The 21,361-nt window shown below is 55.0% G+C and carries 21 protein-coding genes; 16 read left to right on the forward strand and 5 right to left on the reverse strand.

Features of this window, described 5'->3' with window-relative positions; translation table 11 throughout:
* The first annotated feature begins 4 nt into the window (after positions 1-4).
* The 8 genes from K3T82_RS03565 to K3T82_RS03600 all read left to right on the forward strand — a co-directional run bounded on the left by K3T82_RS03565 (position 5) and on the right by K3T82_RS03600 (position 6,001).
* Positions 5-616 carry a D-sedoheptulose-7-phosphate isomerase gene (locus K3T82_RS03565; RefSeq protein WP_220192120.1) on the forward strand — a complete coding sequence of 204 codons (612 nt, stop codon included), beginning with the start codon at positions 5-7 and terminating at the stop codon, positions 614-616.
* Positions 613-900 carry a HypC/HybG/HupF family hydrogenase formation chaperone gene (locus K3T82_RS03570; RefSeq protein WP_220192121.1) on the forward strand — a complete coding sequence of 96 codons (288 nt, stop codon included), beginning with the start codon at positions 613-615 and terminating at the stop codon, positions 898-900. The genes K3T82_RS03565 and K3T82_RS03570 overlap by 4 nt, the downstream gene beginning before the upstream one ends.
* Positions 893-1,600 carry a D-sedoheptulose-7-phosphate isomerase gene (locus K3T82_RS03575; protein WP_220192122.1) on the forward strand — a complete coding sequence of 236 codons (708 nt, stop codon included), beginning with the start codon at positions 893-895 and terminating at the stop codon, positions 1,598-1,600. Before K3T82_RS03570 ends, K3T82_RS03575 begins: the two co-directional genes overlap by 8 nt.
* Positions 1,587-2,735 (forward strand): hydrogenase formation protein HypD, encoded by a 1,149-nt coding sequence (gene hypD, locus K3T82_RS03580; protein WP_420799288.1) that lies wholly within the window; start codon positions 1,587-1,589, stop codon positions 2,733-2,735. The genes K3T82_RS03575 and hypD overlap by 14 nt, the downstream gene beginning before the upstream one ends.
* Positions 2,736-2,825: 90 nt before the next feature.
* Positions 2,826-3,938 carry a hydrogenase expression/formation protein HypE gene (hypE, locus tag K3T82_RS03585; protein ID WP_220192124.1) on the forward strand — a complete coding sequence of 371 codons (1,113 nt, stop codon included), beginning with the start codon at positions 2,826-2,828 and terminating at the stop codon, positions 3,936-3,938.
* Positions 3,939-4,067: 129 nt separating this feature from the next.
* Positions 4,068-4,361: a DUF5808 domain-containing protein gene (locus tag K3T82_RS03590; protein ID WP_220192125.1), complete on the forward strand. Its 294-nt coding sequence runs from the start codon at positions 4,068-4,070 to the stop codon at positions 4,359-4,361.
* A gap of 225 nt (positions 4,362-4,586) precedes the next feature.
* Positions 4,587-5,339 (forward strand): hypothetical protein, encoded by a 753-nt coding sequence (locus K3T82_RS03595; protein ID WP_220192126.1) that lies wholly within the window; start codon positions 4,587-4,589, stop codon positions 5,337-5,339.
* Positions 5,340-5,452: 113 nt separating this feature from the next.
* Entirely contained in the window at positions 5,453-6,001 is a 549-nt protein-coding gene (locus K3T82_RS03600) for a hypothetical protein (RefSeq protein ID WP_220192127.1), read from the forward strand.
* A gap of 45 nt (positions 6,002-6,046) precedes the next feature.
* On the opposite strand, the gene K3T82_RS03605 is transcribed toward K3T82_RS03600, so the two are convergent.
* Positions 6,047-7,624, reverse strand: a complete 1,578-nt coding sequence (locus tag K3T82_RS03605; protein ID WP_220192128.1) for a diacylglycerol/lipid kinase family protein — start codon at positions 7,622-7,624, stop codon at positions 6,047-6,049.
* An 84-nt stretch (positions 7,625-7,708) separates the two neighbouring features.
* Complete coding sequence (locus K3T82_RS03610) at positions 7,709-8,497, reverse strand: AraC family transcriptional regulator (protein ID WP_220192129.1); 789 nt, start codon at positions 8,495-8,497, stop codon at positions 7,709-7,711.
* Positions 8,498-8,759: 262 nt separating this feature from the next.
* Between K3T82_RS03610 and K3T82_RS03615 the strand changes: the two genes are divergently transcribed.
* From K3T82_RS03615 to K3T82_RS03650, 8 genes are all read left to right on the forward strand, one after another.
* Positions 8,760-9,686, forward strand: coding sequence for a proline racemase family protein (locus tag K3T82_RS03615; protein ID WP_220195050.1), 927 nt, complete (start codon positions 8,760-8,762; stop codon positions 9,684-9,686).
* A complete protein-coding gene (locus tag K3T82_RS03620) occupies positions 9,679-10,803 on the forward strand; it encodes an NAD(P)/FAD-dependent oxidoreductase (RefSeq protein ID WP_220192130.1) in 1,125 nt (374 codons plus the stop codon). Before K3T82_RS03615 ends, K3T82_RS03620 begins: the two co-directional genes overlap by 8 nt.
* Entirely contained in the window at positions 10,796-11,047 is a 252-nt protein-coding gene (locus K3T82_RS03625; RefSeq protein ID WP_220192131.1) for a 2Fe-2S iron-sulfur cluster-binding protein, read from the forward strand. The genes K3T82_RS03620 and K3T82_RS03625 overlap by 8 nt, the downstream gene beginning before the upstream one ends.
* Positions 11,044-12,321 (forward strand): NAD(P)/FAD-dependent oxidoreductase, encoded by a 1,278-nt coding sequence (locus K3T82_RS03630; protein WP_220192132.1) that lies wholly within the window; start codon positions 11,044-11,046, stop codon positions 12,319-12,321. The genes K3T82_RS03625 and K3T82_RS03630 overlap by 4 nt, the downstream gene beginning before the upstream one ends.
* Positions 12,321-13,241, forward strand: coding sequence for a dihydrodipicolinate synthase family protein (locus K3T82_RS03635; RefSeq protein ID WP_220192133.1), 921 nt, complete (start codon positions 12,321-12,323; stop codon positions 13,239-13,241). The genes K3T82_RS03630 and K3T82_RS03635 overlap by 1 nt, the downstream gene beginning before the upstream one ends.
* A gap of 103 nt (positions 13,242-13,344) precedes the next feature.
* Entirely contained in the window at positions 13,345-14,937 is a 1,593-nt protein-coding gene (locus K3T82_RS03640; protein WP_220192134.1) for an aldehyde dehydrogenase (NADP(+)), read from the forward strand.
* Positions 14,938-15,104: 167 nt separating this feature from the next.
* Entirely contained in the window at positions 15,105-15,719 is a 615-nt protein-coding gene (locus K3T82_RS03645; RefSeq protein WP_220192135.1) for a TetR/AcrR family transcriptional regulator, read from the forward strand.
* 298 nt (positions 15,720-16,017) lie between these two features.
* Positions 16,018-19,239 carry an efflux RND transporter permease subunit gene (locus K3T82_RS03650; protein WP_220192136.1) on the forward strand — a complete coding sequence of 1,074 codons (3,222 nt, stop codon included), beginning with the start codon at positions 16,018-16,020 and terminating at the stop codon, positions 19,237-19,239.
* Positions 19,240-19,320: 81 nt separating this feature from the next.
* On the opposite strand, the gene K3T82_RS03655 is transcribed toward K3T82_RS03650, so the two are convergent.
* Genes K3T82_RS03655 through K3T82_RS03665 form a run of 3 tightly spaced genes read right to left on the reverse strand, consistent with a single transcriptional unit; the run spans position 19,321 to position 21,346 of the window.
* Positions 19,321-20,253 (reverse strand): sugar kinase, encoded by a 933-nt coding sequence (locus tag K3T82_RS03655; RefSeq protein ID WP_268886618.1) that lies wholly within the window; start codon positions 20,251-20,253, stop codon positions 19,321-19,323.
* Positions 20,250-20,876 carry a bifunctional 4-hydroxy-2-oxoglutarate aldolase/2-dehydro-3-deoxy-phosphogluconate aldolase gene (locus K3T82_RS03660; RefSeq protein ID WP_220192138.1) on the reverse strand — a complete coding sequence of 209 codons (627 nt, stop codon included), beginning with the start codon at positions 20,874-20,876 and terminating at the stop codon, positions 20,250-20,252. Before K3T82_RS03660 ends, K3T82_RS03655 begins: the two co-directional genes overlap by 4 nt.
* 11 nt (positions 20,877-20,887) lie before the next feature.
* Positions 20,888-21,346, reverse strand: a complete 459-nt coding sequence (locus tag K3T82_RS03665) for a RidA family protein (protein ID WP_220192139.1) — start codon at positions 21,344-21,346, stop codon at positions 20,888-20,890.
* Positions 21,347-21,361 lie beyond the last annotated feature (15 nt).

The following is a 21,361-nucleotide window of genomic DNA, read 5'->3' on the forward strand; positions in this document are numbered from 1 at the left end:
AAGCATGTCGCGGGCAACACACCTTGATCTGAAAGCTGTCGTTGAGGCCCGTTTCAGGCAGAGCACGACGGTTCCAGAAATCTTCTTCAACGCCCAAGCAACAAACATTGCCGAGGCATGCTGGGCCATGGCGCGCCGTTTTCATCAGGGAGGGCGCTTGATCGCCTTCGGCAACGGAGCCTGGGCCACCGATGCCCACCATGTCGCGGTTGAATTTGTGCATCCTGTCATTGTGGGCAAGCGCGCGCTCCCGGCCCTGGCTTTGACCAACGACAGCGCGACCCTGAGCGGCCTGATGGCTGGAGGGCGAGCGGATATGCCTTATATACGCCAGCTACACGCCCTGGCACGGGCACAGGATATCGCGCTTGGCTATACGCTCGATGGACGCGACGAGAATGTGCAGGCAGCGCTCACATTTGCGCGAAAATTAGAGCTGCTCACCATTGGGCTAGCTGGTCGCGATGGTGGAACTCTGCCACAGAGTGGACTTGATTTCTGTTTCGTCGTCCCAACGCAAGATCCCCTGGTCATTCAAGAAACACATGAGACGCTCTACCATGTCCTCTGGGAACTGGTACACATCTTCTTTGAGCATGAGGGCCTGCTGACATGACCGAAAGCACAAATAGCTATAACGATAACAGCCTGGAAGCGAGGCTGCATGAATATCAAAAGTGCCATATCCGGGCAGGTGAGCATTGTGTAACCTGCGGAGACGAAGCATTGCCAGCACATGTACTGTGGGTGGATCAAGAGGCTGGATTAGCCCTGGTTCAGGTTGAAGATGAACAGGAAGAGGTCGATATTACCTTGCTCGATGCCCTGACGCCCGGTGACATAATCCTGGTACATGGAGGTGTCGGCATGACCCGCTACGAGGAGGTGCGCGATGAGTGAAACACAGGGCTCAGAGTATGACCGGCTTTTCTATCCCTTCCTCTTCGAGGGCGGTAAGGCCAACGTAGAAGAAGTGCTGGCACAGGTGCGCCAATCAACCATAGAGAAGTGCCACGAAGTAGTCGCGCTCAGGCGCGCGACACTAGAACAATATGAAGAGCGCATCATCGAGGCGGGAGAGGCTATGGCTCACGCCTTCGCCAATGGAGCTATGCTCCTGGCTTTTGGCAATGGTGGAAGTTCGACCGACGCCCAGGACCTTGTCACCGAACTCCTGGACCCGCCCTATCCCGATGGGCGACCACTCCCAGCCATCTCGCTAACCAACGACGTCGCGGTCGTCACGGCAGTCGGCAATGATGTAGGCTTTGAAAACATCTTCCTCCGCCAGATCATTGCCTTTGGACGACCAGGTGATATCGCTTTTGGCATCTCGACTAGTGGAAATTCGGCCAATGTCCTGCTCGCGTTAGAGCAGGCCAAGAAGCAGCAAATGCTCACCATCGGGCTGACAGGCTATGTAGGAGGCAAGATGATGCAGTCACAGGTAATCGACTACTGCATCAACTCTCCAAGCGATCACATTCCACGCATTCAGGAGGCGCAGGCCACTGTCTATCATGCCCTTCTGGATATCATTCATACGCTACTCAAAGAGCAGCCACGGAAGGAGCAAGCGCATGAGTATGAAATACATTGATGAATACCGCGATGCGGAACTGGCGAAGCGCATCTCTGCCGAGGTAGCTCGTCTGAGTGAGGGACGACAACTCAAGCTCATGGAGGTATGCGGTGGGCATACCCATACCATCTATAAGCATGGCATTGAGGACGTGTTACCACTCAATATCGACCTTGTGCATGGGCCGGGCTGTCCCGTCTGTGTGCTGCCTATGGGCCGTATTGATGACGCGCTGGCTATCGCGCGCATGGAGAACGTCATCTTCACAACCTTTGGCGATATGATGCGTGTCCCCGGCTCACGCGGGAGCCTGCTAGACGCCAAGGCCGAGGGAGCCGATGTACGCTTTGTCTATTCCCCACTGGACGCCTATAAACTAGCGCGCCAGTATCCCGAGAAAGAGGTTGTCTTCTTCGCTATAGGCTTCGAGACGACCGCTCCATCGACGGCGGTCACACTGCTACGCGCCAAAACCGAAGGCATTAAAAACTTTTCCGTCTTCTGTAACCATGTGACCATTATTCCGGCTATCAAGGCCATTCTTGACTCGCCCGATCTGCGCCTAGACGGCTTTGTAGGTCCTGGGCATGTCAGTATGGTTATCGGAATGCGCCCCTACACGTTTATCGCGCAACAGCATCATAAACCAGTCGTTATCGCTGGCTTTGAGCCGCTTGATATTATCCAATCCGTGTATATGATCGCCAAACAGATCTATGAGGGGCGCTCTGAAATCGAGAATCAATATACGCGCGTGGTGCGACCAGAAGGGAACGTGAAGGCACTAGAGGCAATGGCGCGCACGATGGAACTACGCCCCTACTTCGAGTGGCGCGGGCTGGGCTTTATCACCCATAGCGCGCTCAAGCTCCGCCCGGAGTTCGCGGAGTGGGACGCGGAATTGCGCTACGACGTCCCAGGCGTGCGCGTGGCGGACCCCAAAGCCTGCCAGTGTGGTGAGGTACTCAAGGGAGTCATCAAGCCGTGGGAATGCAAGGTCTTCGGCACAGCCTGTACACCTGAAACCCCTATCGGGACCTGTATGGTTTCACCAGAGGGGGCATGCGCCGCATACTTCAACTATGGTCGCTTCTCGATGGCTTCCGAGCGCTCCCGCTTGCGGATGGCCTCAACCAGTCAGGCCAACGGCTAGCAGCTATTCGCCAACGCCGCCTAGAATCCGAACATCGTTCGATAAACAGATATTGTTCAATCAATGTCAAACATGAGAGGAGGGGTTGCGATGGAGGCACCCAGATCTAAAACAAGTGCACACGTCGTTGATGAGGTGCTACAAAAGATCGAGCGCACCCGGCAGGCACGCCGCCATAAGTTCTACTTGCGCGATGAGCGTATCACATTGAGCCATGGCAGTGGGGGCAAGGCGACACACAACTTGATCGAGGGAGTCTTCGCGCCCGCCTTCTCCAATCCCATGCTCGATGTAATGGACGACTCGGCGGTCTTCTGTGTCAATGACGGGCCAAAGCTGGCTTTCACGACCGATACCTATGTGGTCAGTCCGCTCTTTTTCCCTGGCGGAGATATTGGGAAGCTAGCGGTTCATGGCACGATCAATGATCTGGCAATGGCAGGAGCGAAGCCACTCTACCTCTCGGCTGGCTTTATTCTGGAAGAAGGTTTCCCCATTGAAGACCTACGCAAGATTGTCGCTTCCATGGCTCAAGCCGCGCGCGAGGCAGGCATCGCCATCGTAACTGGGGACACCAAGGTTGTGCAGCGGGGGAAAGCCGATGGGCTCTTTATCAATACTGCGGGTGTAGGTCAGGTGATAGCCACACACGACATGGGGCAAAACTTCCTGCGGCCCGGCGATAAGGTTCTGCTCAGCGGGCCAATCGGCGATCATGGCATCGCGATCATGCTGGCACGCGAAGCGCTTGAAATCGAAACCGATGTGGAAAGTGATACCGCACCTCTCCATACACTCGTCGAGGCTCTCCTCTCATCTCTGGGTAACGCGGTCCACACCCTCAAGGACCCCACACGCGGCGGCGTCGCGACCGCTCTCAATGAGATGGCAATGAGTTCGGAAGTCTCTATTGGGCTTGAGGAGCACGCTATCCCTGTTCATGCGGGAGTGCGAGGCGCATGCGAGATCCTGGGTCTGGACCCGCTGACCATCGCGAACGAGGGAAAATTGCTCGCTATCGTCGCGCCAGAGCAGGCAGAGGCGGCGCTTCAGATTATGCGTGCCCATCCTCTGGGACGTGAGGCGGCGCTGATTGGCACCGTACAGGCGGAGCCACCTGGTATGGTCTTTCTACACACAGATATTGGCGGCATGCGCGTGCTGGATATGCTGGTTGGCGATCCACTTCCCCGCATCTGCTAGAGCAAGCTGACAATCAGCATCCAGGTCATGGATCTGCAACTCTCGCTTCTGGCAATCGTAGTCTTAGCAGGCGTGTATATGGAACGCGCCTGCTAAATACTGCTTTCAGCAGAAGGAGAAGCAACTGCCATGAGTCGACGCAAGAAGGGCAACGCGACAAACACACTTCTGGGGCTCGCCACCCTCGCCATCACGGGCGCAGCCATTCGCGAACAACTACGCAAGGCACCAGAGGAGCGCACCTGGGAAGGTTCCATCCTCGGCATCCCCTATGACTTCCGCAAGCCAACACCTGAGCGCATCCGGGAGCGCATGTGGAACGATACGACATCCAGCATCTTCACGCCCCAGGTCTTCGGTATTGGTTGGACGCTCAATCTACACCCCATTGTCCATCCCAAACCCAAACAAACAAGCAAGTAGCACAAGCATGTGCTCATCTGTCAGCGTTCGACACGTTCGGCTCATTGGCGAGCCTTCCAGAAATTGCCGGAAACTGGCTGTTTTGAGTCTACACAAACAGGAGCGACGTACCAGGAGTGTATCTTATGCTGGCGTTAATATAGGTTAGCGCTCTCCCTATTCAGCCAGCTATTACAGGATCAGATTAGAGATCCATACACGATGTCTTGAAGGAGCCAGGCACGCATGACTCAGCAGCTACCAGAGCAGGAACGCTCATATAGATCAATTCAACGCCAGATTCCCCTCCTAACCAAGCGCGAGAAGGTCGAGATTCTCTTAAAAATGACGCGTACCCTCGAAAACAAGGAGAAAGGCGAGATACTAGGCGCGACCGGCTTCCAGTTTCTCAAACATCAGGTACCTGATCTGGTGCTCAAGATACTCGTTGAACGTTATGTGAAGGGCTTTCTCTGGTCTGTAGTGTATGTCGTGGCAGTTGTAGCCTGTCTCTTCTTCCTGATATTACTCAACGCTCAGGCGTCGGCATTCGCGACGACTATCGCGGCCCTGATTGGCTTTTTTGTGGGCTTCCTGCTCTTTGGGCTGCTAGACTTTTTTGGTACGCTACGCACCTATTTGACCCGCAAACTGAAGAAAGTTGAGCGCTCGCGTTTTATCGAAACCCTCGATGGGCTCGAATATCGCCAGCGGGTAGCACTGCTCAAAGAGATGGGACAGGAGGTCTTCAAGCGCGAACTGGGTGACTCAGTCATTGGCTCATTCGTCAGGGGCATCGTGCTCAGCCTGGTGGGAGGAATACTTACAGGGCTCTTCCTTCTGCTTAGCGTGATCCTCGCGAACTCCTTTACCATGCCCTACTTGCCCTATGTAGCGGCTATCGTAGCCTTTCTCGTTGGCTATCTTCTCCCCCATCTGGTCCAGAACTGGTTAGGGAAACTCTTTCGTGGACGGAAACGCAAGGAGTTAGCGACGTGAATCTATAGGCATTTCATCTCGTTTTGGAAACTCTTCCATCCCTGACACGTCTCTAAGGTAGAAGAATTCAACAACATCATTCGACATATGGCGTGGAAAGGGATGGTCCTCGTATGTTACGTCATCAATTGCAAGATAATGTCATCAATGGGCGTCACTCATCACTTTTGCTCAAACTGTTTGGCGTTGGTAGCCTGCTCTCTATCGCGGTACTCGCTATTCTTAATCGACCCCTGACCTACGCCTTTGTCTATATCGGAGTCGTGCTCCTTGGCTCACTCGTTGTGTTCTTTCATATCCGTTATAGCCAACAGATCTTTACGCGGCGAGCACTACCGTATTATGGGCTGCTCGCTCTCTTTGTTATCGCCTGCATGGCTTCAAGTCTCCTGATTCACGGGGTTAATACCACGCACAATATTATGCCCCTCAACCAGACCTATGAGGGCTTTCCCTTCTCCTGGCTCAGTCATTACGTTCTCACCCCACAATACATTCCTCGCTCGATTCTACCAACCTACATGGATCAGCACGCCTATCAGGTGCAGTCAGAGTGGCATCAACGTAGCATTGTGATCGATTCGCTCTTCTATATCCATGTCGGGATTATCATTTTTGCCGGATATCAATGGGTACGCAACAAATTACGCCTCTCCGCATGAGGCGCAGTACTTTAAGCGTCACCACACATTACATGATATGCTCATTCAGAGAATAACGCGTGTCGCCTTAATGACACCCAACTTGTTACGCTTGCCCTCGACGACGATGACCACGCCCTCTTCAATATCTTCAACCGCCGAACTTTGAATCCGCTCACCATCGCGATTGAAGAGAGCGGTATTGGAAGTAACGACCACCGCGGCGGCCTTACTCTCGCTCGTCAGTACATCTAGTGTAGTGCCTGCGATAATATAGCTTCCCGGCTTTTCAGGGTAATTAGCCTTGCCGATAACCGTCACTTTGCGCCCATTTTCAAAGAGCGCCGTCATTAGCCCGGTCAACTCGGAGCGTATCTCTCCAAGACGCCTATGCTTCTCCTCATCATTAGCATGCCTGTGAGCCGGTTTCGAGATAGCACGCTCGGTAGCCTCTTGCAGTGCGGTCTGCGACCTCTCCTCGCGCTTACCGGCAACCTGGCTCGCCTGATGCTGCTCATCTTTGTTAATTGACATCTTCTCATGCCTGAGCGGTTCATTGAAGAGTTCCTCATTATAGGTACAGGGGATTGCGACTGGCAGGGCCTTATGCAGAGCGTCAAAACGATAGGTCACCATCACCTGATCCGTCTCTTCAGCCTGTCCCAACTGCCTATATGCCTCTTTGCCCAGGTAGTTCTTCAGTTTGACGGCACTTCCATCCAGTTCCATTGGTACGGATGCCGGGACTTTGATGGAGATATGCGATCCTTGTAGGGTCTTGGTGGCAGTAGTGTGGGGCTTATGCTGTACAAGCAATGAGCCAAGCTGCTGCATGGTTGACACCGGATCACCCGCGACGATGATACAGACATCAAGTACACCATCATCAATATAGGCATCAGGAGTGGTCTCCAGCACCATCGCGTAGCGGCGCGTGTTGCCAATGATGACCTGTAGGGCCTCACCCTGCCAGGTAATATCGCCCTCGCCATTCACCCCCAGGGCATGTAACTCGATGGGAAAGGGTTGGTGCTCAGGGAGCCTTTGTGCGACTGTTAAGCCAACCGCAAGCGGCCCCAGGCGATACTTGAGCGGCTTGGGTGCGTGACGCATCACTTCGGCGTCAAAGCCCAATCCCGCCATGAGCAGAAAATGCTGACGCTCACGCGCTCCCGGTCGCCGCTTCAGAAGTTTGCCTCGTAGCTCTCCATGTGGGTCATCCTCAGTTCCTTCAGGGAACGAGAGGGCTTCAACCTCGACATGCCCAACATCAATATGGCGTACCTCGCTATCAATCAGTGCCAGAGCAGCCTTGACCGGGTCCCGGGGCACACCAATGTCACCCGCCCATAGATTCGCTGTTCCCCCAGGAAGGACCCCAACTACCCCCTTTTCGGGCTTCTTCGCATTCATCAAGCCATTGATGACTTGATTCAAGTTGCCATCACCGCCATAGCTAATCAGCACATCGCTACCGCTCTCGCTCGCTTCACGCGCTAGCTCAATTGACTGCCTTCCATACTTCTTCAAGGCGACCTCTGGCTGCCAGCCAGCAGCCGCGAGCACCGCTAAGACCTCTGGAAGTCGCACGACATTCTGTCCCGCCCTGGGATTAATCACCAGGAATGCCTTCTTGCCCTTCATAGATATCACCCTTTCGCTGTTTCGTCCCTACTCTCTGGTACGCGCTACAACAAAAAGGTGAATACAAGCATATAAACGGTCTGGTCAAGAACCAACACGGAGCATTTCGCGGTACTTCGCGGGCGAGATGCCAACGACGGTACGAAACTGGCGCGAGAAGGCGCTGTGATCAGCGTAGCCGCAGGCATGCGCGATGGAAGAGATAGAATCAGCGCCTTCAAGCAAGCGCGTTGCCGCCTCTAACCGCGTCTTTATCAGTAACTGCTTCGGTGTAAGGTCAAAGATACGTTGGATGTGCCGCTCAAGCTGCGCGACCGAGAGATTAGCGATAGCTGCCAGATGCTCCAGCCTGATTGGTTGCGCATACGCTTGCTGGATGTAGGCAATAACCTCGGCAAGACGCTGATAGACCGGATGCCCCTGGTCAGGCACCCGCAAGTCTCTGGAGATGCCAGTTACCCCGGTTATTTGCTCATCCTTGTCAAGCAATGGTATCTTATGCGTCAGGCACCAACCGCGCGAACGATCATTGTAGAGGTGAAGCTCAAGACGGTTATAAATGGCCTGCCCCTGACACACCACTTGACGATCCTGCGCCAGATAGCTCGCACCCAATTCAGGCGGGAATACCTCAAGCGGCGAGCGACCAATAAGATCACGCTTCTCCTTGCAGCCACATCGCCGCATGAGGGTTGTATTCACCACCAGATACCGCCCTTGTACATCTTTGACGAAGAAGACGATATCGGCCAATTGGTCAAAGAGCAGTTCACAGAAGAAGGGATCGGTGAGCGAAAGAGCCATTTGTTGGCGAGAGGCAATACTCCAGTCGGCGCTAGATCGCCCCTGCTCCGATGTGTATGGCGGGTACATCAAGACAACCTCCTCAGGTATAACTATGCCAAAATCCGCATAGATCTCTCGCTAATTGTACAAGACGTTGTGCCATTTGCGAAATAAGATAGAAGTATAATACTTGCTCTGATAGCATGTTAAGAAAAGCATTTGCCAACGCCGCCACATGATTCCACTTCAAGCTGAGTATGTAATGCGTGACATCTGAGCGTCTCAGGCGGCTACGCTCAGGCAAATGAATGGCATCCCATAGAAGGAAGGTAAAAGCGTGCGCAACGTCATGGTCGTTGATTCGCATACCGCTGGCGAGCCGACGCGTGTCGTGCTTGAAGGTGGGCCAGATCTGGGGTCGGGGAGTCTGCCCGAACGCCTGAATGTCTTCCGTGAGCGATTCGACTGGTTCCGCAGCGCTGTCGTCAATGAGCCGCGCGGCTCCGATGTGCTTGTTGGAGCGCTCCTCTGCGCGCCAGTAGATCCAGCTTGTAGCGCTGGGGTGATTTTCTTTAATAATGTCTCCTACCTGGGTATGTGTGGACATGGCACGATTGGTCTGATCGCGACCCTGGCGCATCTTGGACACATCCAACCTGGGCGTCACCTGATCGAGACACCCGTTGGTATAGTTACGACAGAACTGCATGAGGATGGACGCGTGACGGTTCACAACATCCCCAGCTATCGCTATGCCTCCCAGGTACACCTCTTGATAGAGGGGCATGGCTCCGTTACAGGTGATATTGCCTGGGGCGGCAACTGGTTCTTCCTTGTTGAGGATCATAAGCAAGAACTTAGCCTCGAACGGGTTGAGCAACTTACTGATTTTGCCTGGAGAATTCGTCAGGCCCTGGAGCGCAATGGTATAACAGGAGCCAATGACGCACTGATCGACCATATCGAGCTCTTCGCCCCTGGTTCACCCGGTAGCCATAGCCGCAACTTCGTGCTCTGCCCTGGCAAGGCATACGACCGCTCACCATGCGGCACTGGAACTAGTGCGAAGTTGGCCTGTCTCGCTGAGAGTGCCAAGCTTGCGCCCGGCGAGGTATGGATACAGGAGAGCATTCTCGGCAGCCGCTTCGAGGCATCCTATCATCGCGAGGGAGACGCAATCTATCCCCATATCACCGGAGAAGCCTTTGTTACCATGGAAGCCCGCCTGATCATGAACGAGCGAGATCCATTCTGGAAAGGCATTGGACATGGGTAAGGCATTTGATGTGCTCATTGTAGGTGCTGGCATTGTTGGCACGGCTTGCGCATTGGAACTGGCTCGCGCAGGCCTCTCAGTGGGTATCATCGAGCGCGATACCATTGGTAGCGGGGCGAGCGCGGCTGGCATGGGTCATATTGTGGTCATGGATGACAGCCCGGCTCAACTTACCCTCACGCGACATTCACAACTTCTCTGGGATGAGCTTGTGGACCAGAATCCCGCGCGGCACGAATACGCGCGCTGCGGCACCATCTGGGTCGCCGCCGATGATGCTGAGATGCTCGAAGTACGGCGCAAGTATGAGCTATACCTTACGCACGCTATACCCGCCGAAGTACTCGATGAGCATCAGCTCTATGAACTTGAGCCACACCTGCGCCCTGGTTTGGCTGGCGGGCTACTGGTGCCCGGCGATAGCGTGATCTATCCACCACGGAGCGCCGACTGGCTGTATCAACGCGCCCATGAACATGGAGCTACCCTCCTGTATGGGAACGTAGTCCGTCTGCTCGCTGATGGAATTCAACTTGAGAATGATCAGATCCTACAGGCAGAGCAGATAGTGATTGCCAATGGTGTGCGCACAATTGAATTGCTTCCGGAACTTTCCATCCAGCCACGCAAGGGCCATCTGGTGATTACCGACCGTTATCCCGATCTTGTGAGACATCAGCTTGTGGAGCTTGGCTATGTCAGGAATGCCCATGCGACCGACGCAGATACCGTTTCCTTCAATGTGCAGCCGCGCCCAAGCGGACAAATCCTCATTGGTTCCTCGCGCCAGCCAGGCATAGGCACCTCTGAGGTCGAGCCACATATGCTCTCGAAAGTCCTGGCGAGCGCCTGCGCGTACCTACCAGAGTTGACACACTGTTCTTGTATCCGCACCTGGACTGGTCTACGGGCTGCAACGCCCGATGGCCTACCGCTAATTGGTCCTCATCCACAACATCCCGGCTTATGGCTCGCAACCGGACATGAAGGGTTGGGTATTACCACGTCGCTCAGCACAGCACACTTGCTTGCGGCCCAGATACTCAAACGACCCTCGGATATCCCAACCGATCCCTATTTACCAGCTCGCGCCCTCATGGAGGTGGCACATGAGTGAGATACAATACTTACAACTCACGGTGAATGGACACCAAGTAAGTGTCGCTTCTGGCACAGTGGTCGCGGCAGCAATCGCCCTCGCGCAAGCGGAGGCATATCGACATTCAACGCAAGACGAGCCGCGCGGGCCTCTCTGCGGCATGGGCATCTGCTACGAATGTCGCGTGACAATCAATCAGCAGGCCCATCGTCTGAGCTGCCAGACTCTCTGCGAAGACGGAATGGTGGTAACAACAACATGAAGCAGGTCATCTTTGATATTGTGATTGTTGGCGCGGGACCAGCAGGCCTCGCAGCCGCCAGCAGCGCGGCCCATGCCCATACCAGTATCGCGCTGATCGATGACAATCCCTCCCCTGGTGGACAGATCTGGCGCGGCGGCCCAACCCACGCCCACCAGGCCTGGTTTAAGCGAGCGGAAGCCAGTAATATTACACGCTACATGCAAGCACGCGTCGTCGCGGCCTATGAGCCGGGAAAGCTAATCATCGAAACGCCAGATGAGGCGCTTGAAATAGGCTATCATAAGCTCATCCTAGCAACAGGCGCTCGCGAACGCTTCCTGCCCTTTCCAGGCTGGACGCTTCCCGGTGTCATGGGCGCGGGTGGGCTCCAGGCTCTGGTCAAGGGTGGTCTACCTATCGCTGGCAAGCGCGTTGTAATCGCCGGTAGCGGGCCACTCCTGCTCGCGGTTGCGTCCTACCTCAAAAGCAAGGGAGCTCATGTGTGTCTACTAGCTGAGCAAGCACCACTTAACCAGCTAGCACGCTTCGCTCTTCACCTTCCAGGCCATATCCAATATCTCTGGCAAGCTGCGGCTCTAGGGGGTTCGCTGCTAGGAATTCCCTTTAAGACTAGCTGCTGGGTTACCCGCGCCCTGGGAGAACAGCGCCTGGAAGCGATCATCCTGAGCCAGGACACACGAAGCCTGAGTCTGGATTGCGACTATCTGGCCTGCGGCTTCGGCCTGCTCCCTAACACTGAGTTAGCCTCCGCGCTTGGCTGCGAGATTCAGAACGAGGCAGTTCGCGTCAATGAATGGCAAGAGAGCTCGCAGCAAGCTATTTACTGCGCCGGAGAAGTCACCGGCATTGGTGGCCTGGAACTCTCCTTGCTGGAAGGACAGATCGCTGGTCTGGCAGCCATAGGGCAGGCGCAAGAGGCGCGTGCTCTCTTTCCAGCCCGCGCCCGCACGCGCCGCTTTGCCGCCTTACAGGCCCGCCACTTCGCCCTACGACCTGAGTTACGTGCGCTAGCGGAGCCGGATACGATTGTCTGCCGCTGCGAAGATGTGACCTATAGTGCTCTGGAAGCGCATACAAGCTGGCGCGGCGCGAAGCTCCATACTCGCTGCGGTATGGGGCCATGCCAGGGCCGCGTTTGTGGCTCAGCGACAAGCCTCCTCTTTGGATGGAGCCGGGATTCTATTCGTCCGCCCATTGTCAGCGCGCGCGTTTCAAGCCTGATTACCACACTTGATACACCTGATAAACAAGCCTCAAAGGAGTTAGCCTGATGAATGTGAATTGGAAAGGCGTCATACCCGCCATTACCACAAAGTTCAATCTGGATGATACAATTGATTATACGTTTTACGCTGACCACTGCCGCTGGATGGTCGATGCAGGCTGCATCGGACTCGTTCCGCTAGGTTCGCTCGGCGAGGGCTCAACCCTCAGCTTCGATGAGAAGGTCACACTGCTCAAGACGGCTCTCGCGGCAGTAGGCGAACGGGTGCCTATCATTCCGGGAATCGCGGCTCTCTCGACAAAGGAGGCGGTTCGGCTGGCTCAAACGGCACAGGAGCTGGGATGTAGTGGCCTGATGGTCTTACCACCCTATGTCTATTCCAGCGATTGGCGTGAAATGAAAGCGCATGTAGACGCGATTCTCAACGCTACTGAGCTCCCAGCGCTGCTCTATAACAATCCACCCGCCTACAAAACAGACTTCCTACCTGAGCAGATTGCGGAACTTGCACATGAGCATAGTAATCTGCAAGCAGTCAAGGAATCGAGCACCGACGTGCGCCGTGTCACCGCCATCCGCGCCCTGCTAGGCGAGCGACTCGATATCCTGGTTGGCGTCGATGACGCGATTGTCGAGGGCATTCAGGCGGGCGCAGTGGGCTGGATTGCGGGCCTGGTCAACGCCTTTCCGCGCGAATCAGTTGAGCTCTTTGAATTGGCCGTCCAGGTTCGCGAGGGACAGGGGAATCGAGCACGACTTGAAGAACTCTATAACTGGTTCCTCCCCCTGCTGCGTATGGACACAGTGCCCAAGTTTGTGCAGCTTATCAAGCTCGCGCAAGAGTTCGTTGGCATGGGGAGCGCTCAAGTACGTGGACCGCGCCTCGAATTGACGGGAGCGGAACTTGAAACAGCACGCTCAACAATCCAGTACGCTTTGGAGCACAAACCAACCATACAAGCATAAGCAAATCTTGTACGCCTTATGAGAAAAACCCGAGTGCGCTGTGCCCCCTGCGGGGTACAGCAACACATTGGTTTTCACATAAGGCATTATCAGGAGGCAAATAATGAATAGCATACAACCAGTCCTGATCGCTGGTGAGTGGCGGCAGGCAAATCATCCCGTAGGCACATTTCAGGCCCTTAATCCATCTACAGGGCAAGTGCTAGACGAAACCTATCCGATCTCTGGTAAAGAAGATATCTACGCGGCCATTGAATCCGCGTACCAGGCCGCCGATACCCTGGCTTCAACGTCTCCTGAGAGCATCGCGACCTTCCTCGAACAATTTGCGGACCTGATAGAAGCTAACCGGGTCGCTCTGGTTGATAGTGCCCATTGTGAAACTGGCCTACCAAAGGAGCCGCGTCTCAACTCGGTCGAGCTACCTCGTACAACGAAGCAACTGCGCCTGGGAGCCAAAGCCGCGCGTGAAAGTTCCTGGACACATCCCATCATTGATACTGCAAGCAACATTCGCTCTTTTCGTGCGCCCCTGAGCGCACCTGTCGTGGTCTTCGGTCCTAATAACTTCCCCTTCGCCTTCAATGCGGTCGCGGGCGGAGACTTCACCGCAGCCCTTGTAGCACGCAATCCAGTCATCGCCAAGGCCAATCCAGGACATCCAGGCACCACGCGCCTGTTGGCGGAACTTGCGACCCAGGCCCTCCAAAGCACTGGTTTGCCAGTGGACACCCTCCAACTTCTCTATCACTTCCCCAACGAGCTTGCGCTGGAACTTGTCTCGCACCCACACATCGGCGCGACTGGCTTCACAGGATCGCGCCCGGCAGGTCTCGCGCTCAAAGCAGCAGCGGACCGCGTGGGCAAGCCCATCTATCTGGAACTCTCCAGCGTCAATCCAATCTTCATTCTTCCCGGAGCGCTGGAAGAGCGCCTGGATGCTCTTGTTGCCGAATTCGTGACCTCCTGCCTCATGGGAGCAGGGCAATTCTGCACCAATCCCGGCCTCATCATTCTTCCCGAGGGTCCCCAAGCCGAAGCTTTTGTACGGGCTGTAAGTGGACAGTTCAAGGAGAAGACACCAGGGGTTCTGCTCAATGAACGCGTCCAAACCGGGCTGGGAGAGTCGATGAAGGCCTTGACAGCGCATGGCGCGGAACTCCTCACGGGTGGAACGCCCGTCAATGAGGCGGGCTTCCGCTTCGCGAACACCTTGCTACGTGTCAGTGGGGAGCAATTCTTGCGTGAGAGCGAGGCCTTGCAAACAGAGGCTTTTGGCCCCTCTAGCCTGCTCGTCCTGGCAAAAGACGAGGATCAAATACTTGAGATAGCACATCGCCTCGAAGGTAGCCTGACTGGCGCAATCTATAGCCACACTGGGAACGTGGATAATGCCTTCTACACACGCCTGGAGCATGTACTTAGGCAGCATGTGGGGCGCCTCCTCAATGATAAGATGCCCACCGGCGTTGAGGTCAGCCCCGCGATGCAGCATGGTGGTCCCTTCCCATCCACTGGACACGCTGGCTTCACCTCCGTTGGCCTGCCAGCAGCGATTGAGCGCTTTACCATCCTCCAAAGTTATGATAATGTGCGCCCCCATCGCCTCCCACGCGAGCTTCAAGACGCCAACCCGGACCGCATCTGGCGCGTCGTCGATGGCAAATGGACACGCGATGATGTGACTGGCGCATAGTCCCCCAGACCTGAAAGAGGGAGTGTGAGTGGCAATCGCTTACACTCCCTCTCTTTATTCCTACCTGCCTTGACAACCACCTAAACAGAATATATATTCTGTTTATCGAGCGATAATTCTGTATCGCAAGGAGGCTTGCGAATTTAGAGAAGAATAGAGGACAGCAAATGGGCAGGATCAATATCCGCTCTATCAGGCGACAACAAATTGTGCATGCCGCCGAAGAACTCGCAGCGCAGCGAGGATGGGCCGAGACAACAATCGCGGATATATGCAAGAAAGCTGACATATCAGTAGGAGGGCTGACACACCATTTCAAGGACAAGGACGATATCATGTTCGCCGTCCTGGAAGATGTCATCCACCGCCTCCATGATCGCCTGGTCGCGTCTGTCTCCAAAGAAGAAGCGCAACAGAATCCAGGCGCTTTCCTGCACGCGTTCTGCCAATCCATCGAATCAGACCGCTCCCTCTATCGGCTTATTCTTCATTTCGCCTCATCCTCGATTCACCGACCAGATATTAAACAACGCTTAAAAGCATTCTTCGCCTCCCTCCACCAGCGCGACGAGGCACAATGTCAGGAGCAGGAGAAGAGAAAGGACAAGCCTTATATCCGTTCACAGGCGATGGCAGATCTACTCCAATGCGTGGGGTTGGGCCTAATCCTCGGTTACGCATTTCTTGATTTGCAAACACCGGCTGAACAGATGGAGGTAGAAGCGGCAAAGCTACTTCTCCCCTATATCCAGTACCAATCTGCTTCCTCTCCCCAATCCTGATAGATCGCAGAGAGGCTCCCGTTAGCAACAGCGACGGCAGAAAAAAATTTTACTATATTAATAAAGGTTTCCATCATAACTTGCAGTTGTGATGATGAAGCGACATGCTAATGTGTATATTCTAGTTTTCGCACATATTACCAATTCGCCTATTATTCCTTATTCGGAAACCTGAGTGCGGCAGCACTAGCCGCGACCCCCATACGGGGGCACGGTAACGCGTTGGTTTTCACATAAGACCTTAGTTTTGAATTTCAGCTTTCGGCCTTGGGCCAGTATGAAAGGCAGTCTACGAGGTATGTCATATCTCTCACGGCTTAGTATCGCCAATAGAAGTATCGTCGCCCTGGTGACGATTGCCATACTCTTATTGGGAGGCTTTATCATCCCGTCTCTCAAGCAAGAGCTCTTCCCGTCTATCTCGTTCCCAACGGTCTCAGTGGTCGCGACCTACATGGGCGCCTCGCCTGAGATTGTCGAGCGCGATGTAGCCGAACCCCTGGAACAGAACATCCAGGGAATTAAGGGCCTCCAGAAGGTAACATCGTACTCAAACCAGGGTGTCGCCATTCTGACCGTGGCCTTTGAGTACGGCACGGACATTGATCAGGCCACCCAAACCATCACTCAGCGCATCAATAAAGCACAATCCAGCCTACCCAGTGGCGTCACACCACAGGTACAGTCCTTTAGCATCTCGGACTTACCCGTTATTCAGATGGCCGTGAGCGCAGACGAGGACCAGCAAGTACTCGCCGATGCAATCAAACATGATGTGGTCCCCAACCTTGAGAAGATTGAAGGTGTGGGCGATGTCAATGTGACAGGTGTACGCACCCAGATTGTAAGCATCACGATTGACCCTCAGAAGCTCAAGGATCACGGCCTGACCTTCTCTCAGGTTCAGGGTATGCTGCAGGCCAACAACATTACGATTCCTTCGGGTTCAACGACCAATGATGGTAAAACCCTGCCCATCGTGACTGGCAATACTTTCAAGTCACTCGACGATCTGAAGAATCTTGTTGTTGGAGTACAGACCAGCACGACCGGCCAATTTCCCACCGGCACTGGCTCACAGGGTATGGGTGGCACTGGCTCGTTAGGGCAGACCGCTCTACCACCTACCGCGCCACCTAAGCCTGTAAAACTAAAAGATGTAGCAACGGTGAAAGAGGATCTTTCGCCTTCGACCTCACTGACCCGCACAAATGGTCAGCCCAGCCTGGGCATCTCGATTGTCAAAACCTCTGATGGTAACACAGTCTCAATCTCGCAGGAAGTCAATAAGCAAATTTCAGACCTTGAGAAAAAGCTGGGCCATAACGCGAAGGTTTCAGTCATCTCCGATCAGGCTCCGACCATCACCCGATCAGTCAATGATCTGGTGCGTGAGGGCGTCATTGGCGCGGTCTTCGCCATCATCGTTATCCTGGTCTTCCTTCTCTCTATCCGCTCGACTCTGGTAACTGCGGTCTCTATTCCGCTCTCTATTGTTATCGCTTTGATCGGTCTGTATGTAGGAAACTTTACCCTGAACATTCTGACCCTGGGTGGTCTGACTATCGCGGTTGGACGCGTGGTGGACGACTCAATCGTTGTTCTTGAGAACATCTATCGCCATCTCCAAAACGGTGAGGAGAAAAAAGCTGCTATCCTTAACGCTGTACGCGAGGTAGCGGGCGCGGTTACGGCCTCAACCTTGACAACAGTGTCGGTCTTCCTACCCATCGCCTTTACTAGCGGCCTGGTAGGCGAACTCTTCCGCTCGTTCTCGGTAGCGGTGACAGTCGCGCTCCTGGCTTCGCTCTTCGTGGCCCTGACCATTATTCCGGTCCTGGCCTACTGGTTCTTGAAGGCTCCTAAGAACAAACCACAAACAGAGAAGCAGAAGGAACGCGCCCATTCTGGTAGCTGGCTTGAGCGTGGCTATGTCGCGATTGTCGGCTGGGTAACTGGACGCTGGTGGCAGCGCACAGTTCTAGTGCTTGTCTCCATCGCTCTTTTAGTGGGCTCGCTCGCCCTTGCCACTCGTCTCCAGACCAATCTCTTTGGCTCATCTGGTCAGAATTCTTATAATGTTAGCCTGAAGCTCGCACCTGCTACCAGCCTTGATGAGGCAAACAAGGACGCTCAAACGCTTGAGCAGTCCATTTCCGATCTCTCAAATATCAAGACCTATCAGGTTACCGTTGGCTCTGGCGGCGGCCTCTCTTCCTTCACGGGTGGCGGTGGCTCTAATTCGGTTTCCATGACCATCACGACGAAAGATGGCGTGGATCAGATCGCGTTTGAGAAGGCTCTCCGTGAACGCCTCGATGGACAGAAGAGCCTGGGCACACTCACCATCTCTGCGGGTGGCTCTGGCGGACCATCAAGCTCCAATCTTGAGGTTGATATTCAGTCCACTGATGAGCAGACGTTGCGCGATACAACAAAGATGGTGCAGGATGAGGTATCCAGCATTTCAGGTCTGAGTGATATTACCAGCAACCTGACAGACGCGGCACCCCAGATTGAAATCGATGTCGATCCCACTAAGGCCCTTGCCGTTGGTATGACTCCGGCTCAGGTGGCTCAGAATGTGCGCCTGATCTATTCAGGCACGACCATCTCGCATATCACGCTCAATGGCACTCAGCAGGATGTCAATCTCTTCGTTGGCTCGCCTGCCTCAAAGATCGATGATATCAAGAATATGGTCATTCCCACCACGTCGGGAAACGTCAAAATCAAGGATATCGCGACGGTCAAACAGGTAGATGGCCCAACACAGGTCACGCACATTGATGGCAATCGCACAGCAACCGTAACCGCGACTGTTACCGGCTCCAATGTTGGAGCCATCAGCACGACAGTAAAAGAACACCTGGATAAGTTGAGCATCCCCGCCGGAGCCACAGTCTCGCTGGGTGGTGTCTCATCCGACCTGAACAGTACCTTCAGGGATCTGGGTATCGCCGTTCTGATCGCTATCGTCCTGGTGTACTGCATCATGGTTGCGACCTTCCGCAGCCTCTTGCAGCCAATCCTCCTGCTCGTCTCGATCCCATTTGCCGCGACAGGTTCGTTGATCCTCCTGCTGGCAACCAATACGCCTCTGGGTGCCGCTGCAGTTATCGGTTTCCTGATGCTGGTGGGTATCGTAGTTACCAATGCTATCGTTCTGCTTGATCTGGTACGCCAGTATCGCGCGCAGGGCATGTCGGCCCGTGACGCCGTTATCGAAGGTGGACGTCACCGTCTGCGCCCCATTCTGATGACCGCTATCGCGACGATCCTGGCTCTCCTGCCTATGGTTCTGGGCATCGGTGGTGAAAGTTCTGGCGGCTTCATCTCGAAGCCTCTAGCTATCGTGGTGATCGGTGGTCTGACGACAAGTACGATCCTGACTCTGATCGTCGTCCCAACCCTCTACGTTATCGTGGAGAGCATGCGCGGGCGCAACGATACAACACCTCCCGCAGAGCCAACCATCGATGAGAAGCCAACCGCTCCTGAGATAGCAGTCGCACACTAAGTGACTCATTCGCTTCTCTAACACAAAAGAGGGGTGCTACCGTAATGCTGCGGTAGCACCCCTCTTGCATATAAAAGCACATCACTGGCTGTCATGCGTATGAATGTAATCGCCTGTCTGGGCAACAAGGCGCGCCCCCTCTTCTGCGCCCAACCGCAACGCGTTCTCCAGGCCATAGTCACGCAGCCAGCCAGCTAGAAAGCCGGCGTTAAAGGCGTCACCGGCTCCCACCGGATCTATGACTTCAGCCACAGGAGAAGCGGGAACGGCTATGCGCTTCGCGGACGCCGCAGACCAGGCGCTAGCCCCCCTCTCAGCCTGCTTTAAGACAATGACGCGAGCCTGAAACTCGGCATGAGGGCGTAGAACTTCTTCCTCATCGTCGGTGCCCAGGACCGCCAGCGCATCCTCATGCCCCATAAGGAGGATGTCAGCCTGCGCCATAAGCGGCAACAAGACCTTGCGGGCCTCTTCGGGGCTCCACAATGGCGCGCGATAGTTGGGATCGAAGGAGACCAGAGCCCCGGCGGCGTGCGCCAGATGAATCGCGCGCTTCACTGCCGCCGCGCATGTCTCGCTCAAAGCCGGGGTGATCCCTGTCAGATGCAAGATACGCGCCCCTTCGAAGGCTTCAGGTTCCAGGTGTTCAGGTGCGAGTTTGCTGGCAGCCGAGCCACGCCGGTAGTAAAGTACGCGCCGCGCTCCATCTGGCAGCCACTCACGGAAGAAAACGCCCGTTTGTGCCTCCTGGTCCGTCATAAGATGCGTGGTATCGACACCTTCAGCAGCCAGTGTCGCTCGCACGCGTTGCCCCAACGAGTCATTACCTACCCGGCTAATGAAGCGTGCGCGGTGCCCCAGACGACTCAGACCTATGGCGGTATTGGACTCCGCACCCGCGATATCCAGTTTCAACGTCGAGACGCAATCCATGCTCAGGGGCTCCACTGGGAACATTACCGCCATGCATTCTCCCAGTGTGACGACTTCATGCCCTTCCCTTAGCGCGCTCACCTGAGCGCCTCTACATATGAGCGCGCCTGCTCAGCAATGGCGTCCCAATTCCCGGCTGTGACATCTTGCTCAGAGATAATATTCCCACCAATACCGATGGCGACCGCGCCAGCATCAATAAAGGCTCGCGCGTTTGAGATATTCACGCCACCTGTTGGCACCAGGCGCAAGTGCGGCAATGGGGCCAGGATATCACGTATATAGGCCGGTCCACCCAGGCGCGCGGGAAAGATCTTCACCATGTCCGCGCCCAGGCTATAAGCCGTTTGCGCTTCGGTTGGTGTCAGCGCGCCACAGAGGATGGGCACGCCAGCAGCATTGCAGGTCGCGATGACGTCGGGGCAAATCGTAGGTGTGACCATAAATTGCGCGCCGACCTCCAACGAAGCTTGAGCGGCCTCGGCATTGAGCACAGTCCCAACGCCAATGGTCATTTTGTCTCCCAGCGCTGCACGTGTCTCGCGTATAGCATTCAACGCGCCCTCGCCAGTCAAGGTAAACTCAACAATGGTTACGCCTCCCGCCAGGAGGGCATTCGCGACCTCTATCGCGCGCTCATAGCTACGCAAGCGCACGATAGCGACGATTTTGCTTTGCTCAATTCGTTCAAGTACAGTTGACATAATTCCTCTCCCTACTGGATTGCGACGACCATCTCAACCTCAACTGGCGCACCGGCGGGAAGTTCGGCTACTCCCAGTGCTGCACGCGCATGCTTGCCCACCTCACCAAAAATCTCTTCCAGCAGTTTCGATGCTCCGTTGATAACCTGTGGCTGATCCGTGAAGCCTTCCGCCGAGGCGACATAGCCGTTCAGCTTGACGATCCGCGTGATACGATCCAATGAGCCTGTTAGGCTACGCACCTCTGCCAGGCAGTTAAGTACTGCCAGCCGGGCAGCCTCCTGTCCCTGCTCTATTGTGACCTCTCGTCCAAGCTTGCCCCGCACTGTCAACTGACCGGCGATAGTAGGCGTTTGCCCGGAGGCGAAAATAAGATTTCCTACCTGTACAGCAGGCACATAGCTAAAGGCCGGTTTTGGCAATTCAGGAACCGTTAAACCAAGTTCTTTGATCCGTGCTTCAAACTCCATAGATAAGCATCTCTT

Origin of the sequence: Ktedonospora formicarum, from assembly GCF_016587355.1 — a bacterium.
Taxonomy (GTDB): domain Bacteria; phylum Chloroflexota; class Ktedonobacteria; order Ktedonobacterales; family Ktedonobacteraceae; genus Ktedonobacter; species Ktedonobacter formicarum.

Bases quoted from the DNA above. Each gene is read 5' to 3' on its own strand.
- K3T82_RS03565 (WP_220192120.1), top strand. From the start codon at position 5: ATGTCGCGGGCAACACACCTTGATCTGAAAGCTGTCGTTGAGGCCCGT.
- K3T82_RS03645 (WP_220192135.1), top strand. From the start codon at position 15,105: ATGGGCAGGATCAATATCCGCTCTATCAGGCGACAACAAATTGTGCAT.
- K3T82_RS03620 (WP_220192130.1), top strand. From the start codon at position 9,679: ATGGGTAAGGCATTTGATGTGCTCATTGTAGGTGCTGGCATTGTTGGC.
- K3T82_RS03605 (WP_220192128.1), bottom strand. From the start codon at position 7,624: ATGAAGGGCAAGAAGGCATTCCTGGTGATTAATCCCAGGGCGGGACAG.
- K3T82_RS03590 (WP_220192125.1), top strand. From the start codon at position 4,068: ATGAGTCGACGCAAGAAGGGCAACGCGACAAACACACTTCTGGGGCTC.
- K3T82_RS03610 (WP_220192129.1), bottom strand. From the start codon at position 8,497: ATGTACCCGCCATACACATCGGAGCAGGGGCGATCTAGCGCCGACTGG.
- K3T82_RS03600 (WP_220192127.1), top strand. From the start codon at position 5,453: ATGTTACGTCATCAATTGCAAGATAATGTCATCAATGGGCGTCACTCA.
- K3T82_RS03665 (WP_220192139.1), bottom strand. From the start codon at position 21,346: ATGGAGTTTGAAGCACGGATCAAAGAACTTGGTTTAACGGTTCCTGAA.
- K3T82_RS03640 (WP_220192134.1), top strand. From the start codon at position 13,345: ATGAATAGCATACAACCAGTCCTGATCGCTGGTGAGTGGCGGCAGGCA.
- K3T82_RS03635 (WP_220192133.1), top strand. From the start codon at position 12,321: ATGAATGTGAATTGGAAAGGCGTCATACCCGCCATTACCACAAAGTTC.
- K3T82_RS03615 (WP_220195050.1), top strand. From the start codon at position 8,760: ATGGTCGTTGATTCGCATACCGCTGGCGAGCCGACGCGTGTCGTGCTT.
- hypD (WP_420799288.1), top strand. From the start codon at position 1,587: ATGAAATACATTGATGAATACCGCGATGCGGAACTGGCGAAGCGCATC.
- K3T82_RS03625 (WP_220192131.1), top strand. From the start codon at position 10,796: ATGAGTGAGATACAATACTTACAACTCACGGTGAATGGACACCAAGTA.
- K3T82_RS03660 (WP_220192138.1), bottom strand. From the start codon at position 20,876: ATGTCAACTGTACTTGAACGAATTGAGCAAAGCAAAATCGTCGCTATC.
- K3T82_RS03595 (WP_220192126.1), top strand. From the start codon at position 4,587: ATGACTCAGCAGCTACCAGAGCAGGAACGCTCATATAGATCAATTCAA.
- hypE (WP_220192124.1), top strand. From the start codon at position 2,826: ATGGAGGCACCCAGATCTAAAACAAGTGCACACGTCGTTGATGAGGTG.
- K3T82_RS03575 (WP_220192122.1), top strand. From the start codon at position 893: ATGAGTGAAACACAGGGCTCAGAGTATGACCGGCTTTTCTATCCCTTC.
- K3T82_RS03630 (WP_220192132.1), top strand. From the start codon at position 11,044: ATGAAGCAGGTCATCTTTGATATTGTGATTGTTGGCGCGGGACCAGCA.
- K3T82_RS03650 (WP_220192136.1), top strand. From the start codon at position 16,018: ATGTCATATCTCTCACGGCTTAGTATCGCCAATAGAAGTATCGTCGCC.
- K3T82_RS03570 (WP_220192121.1), top strand. From the start codon at position 613: ATGACCGAAAGCACAAATAGCTATAACGATAACAGCCTGGAAGCGAGG.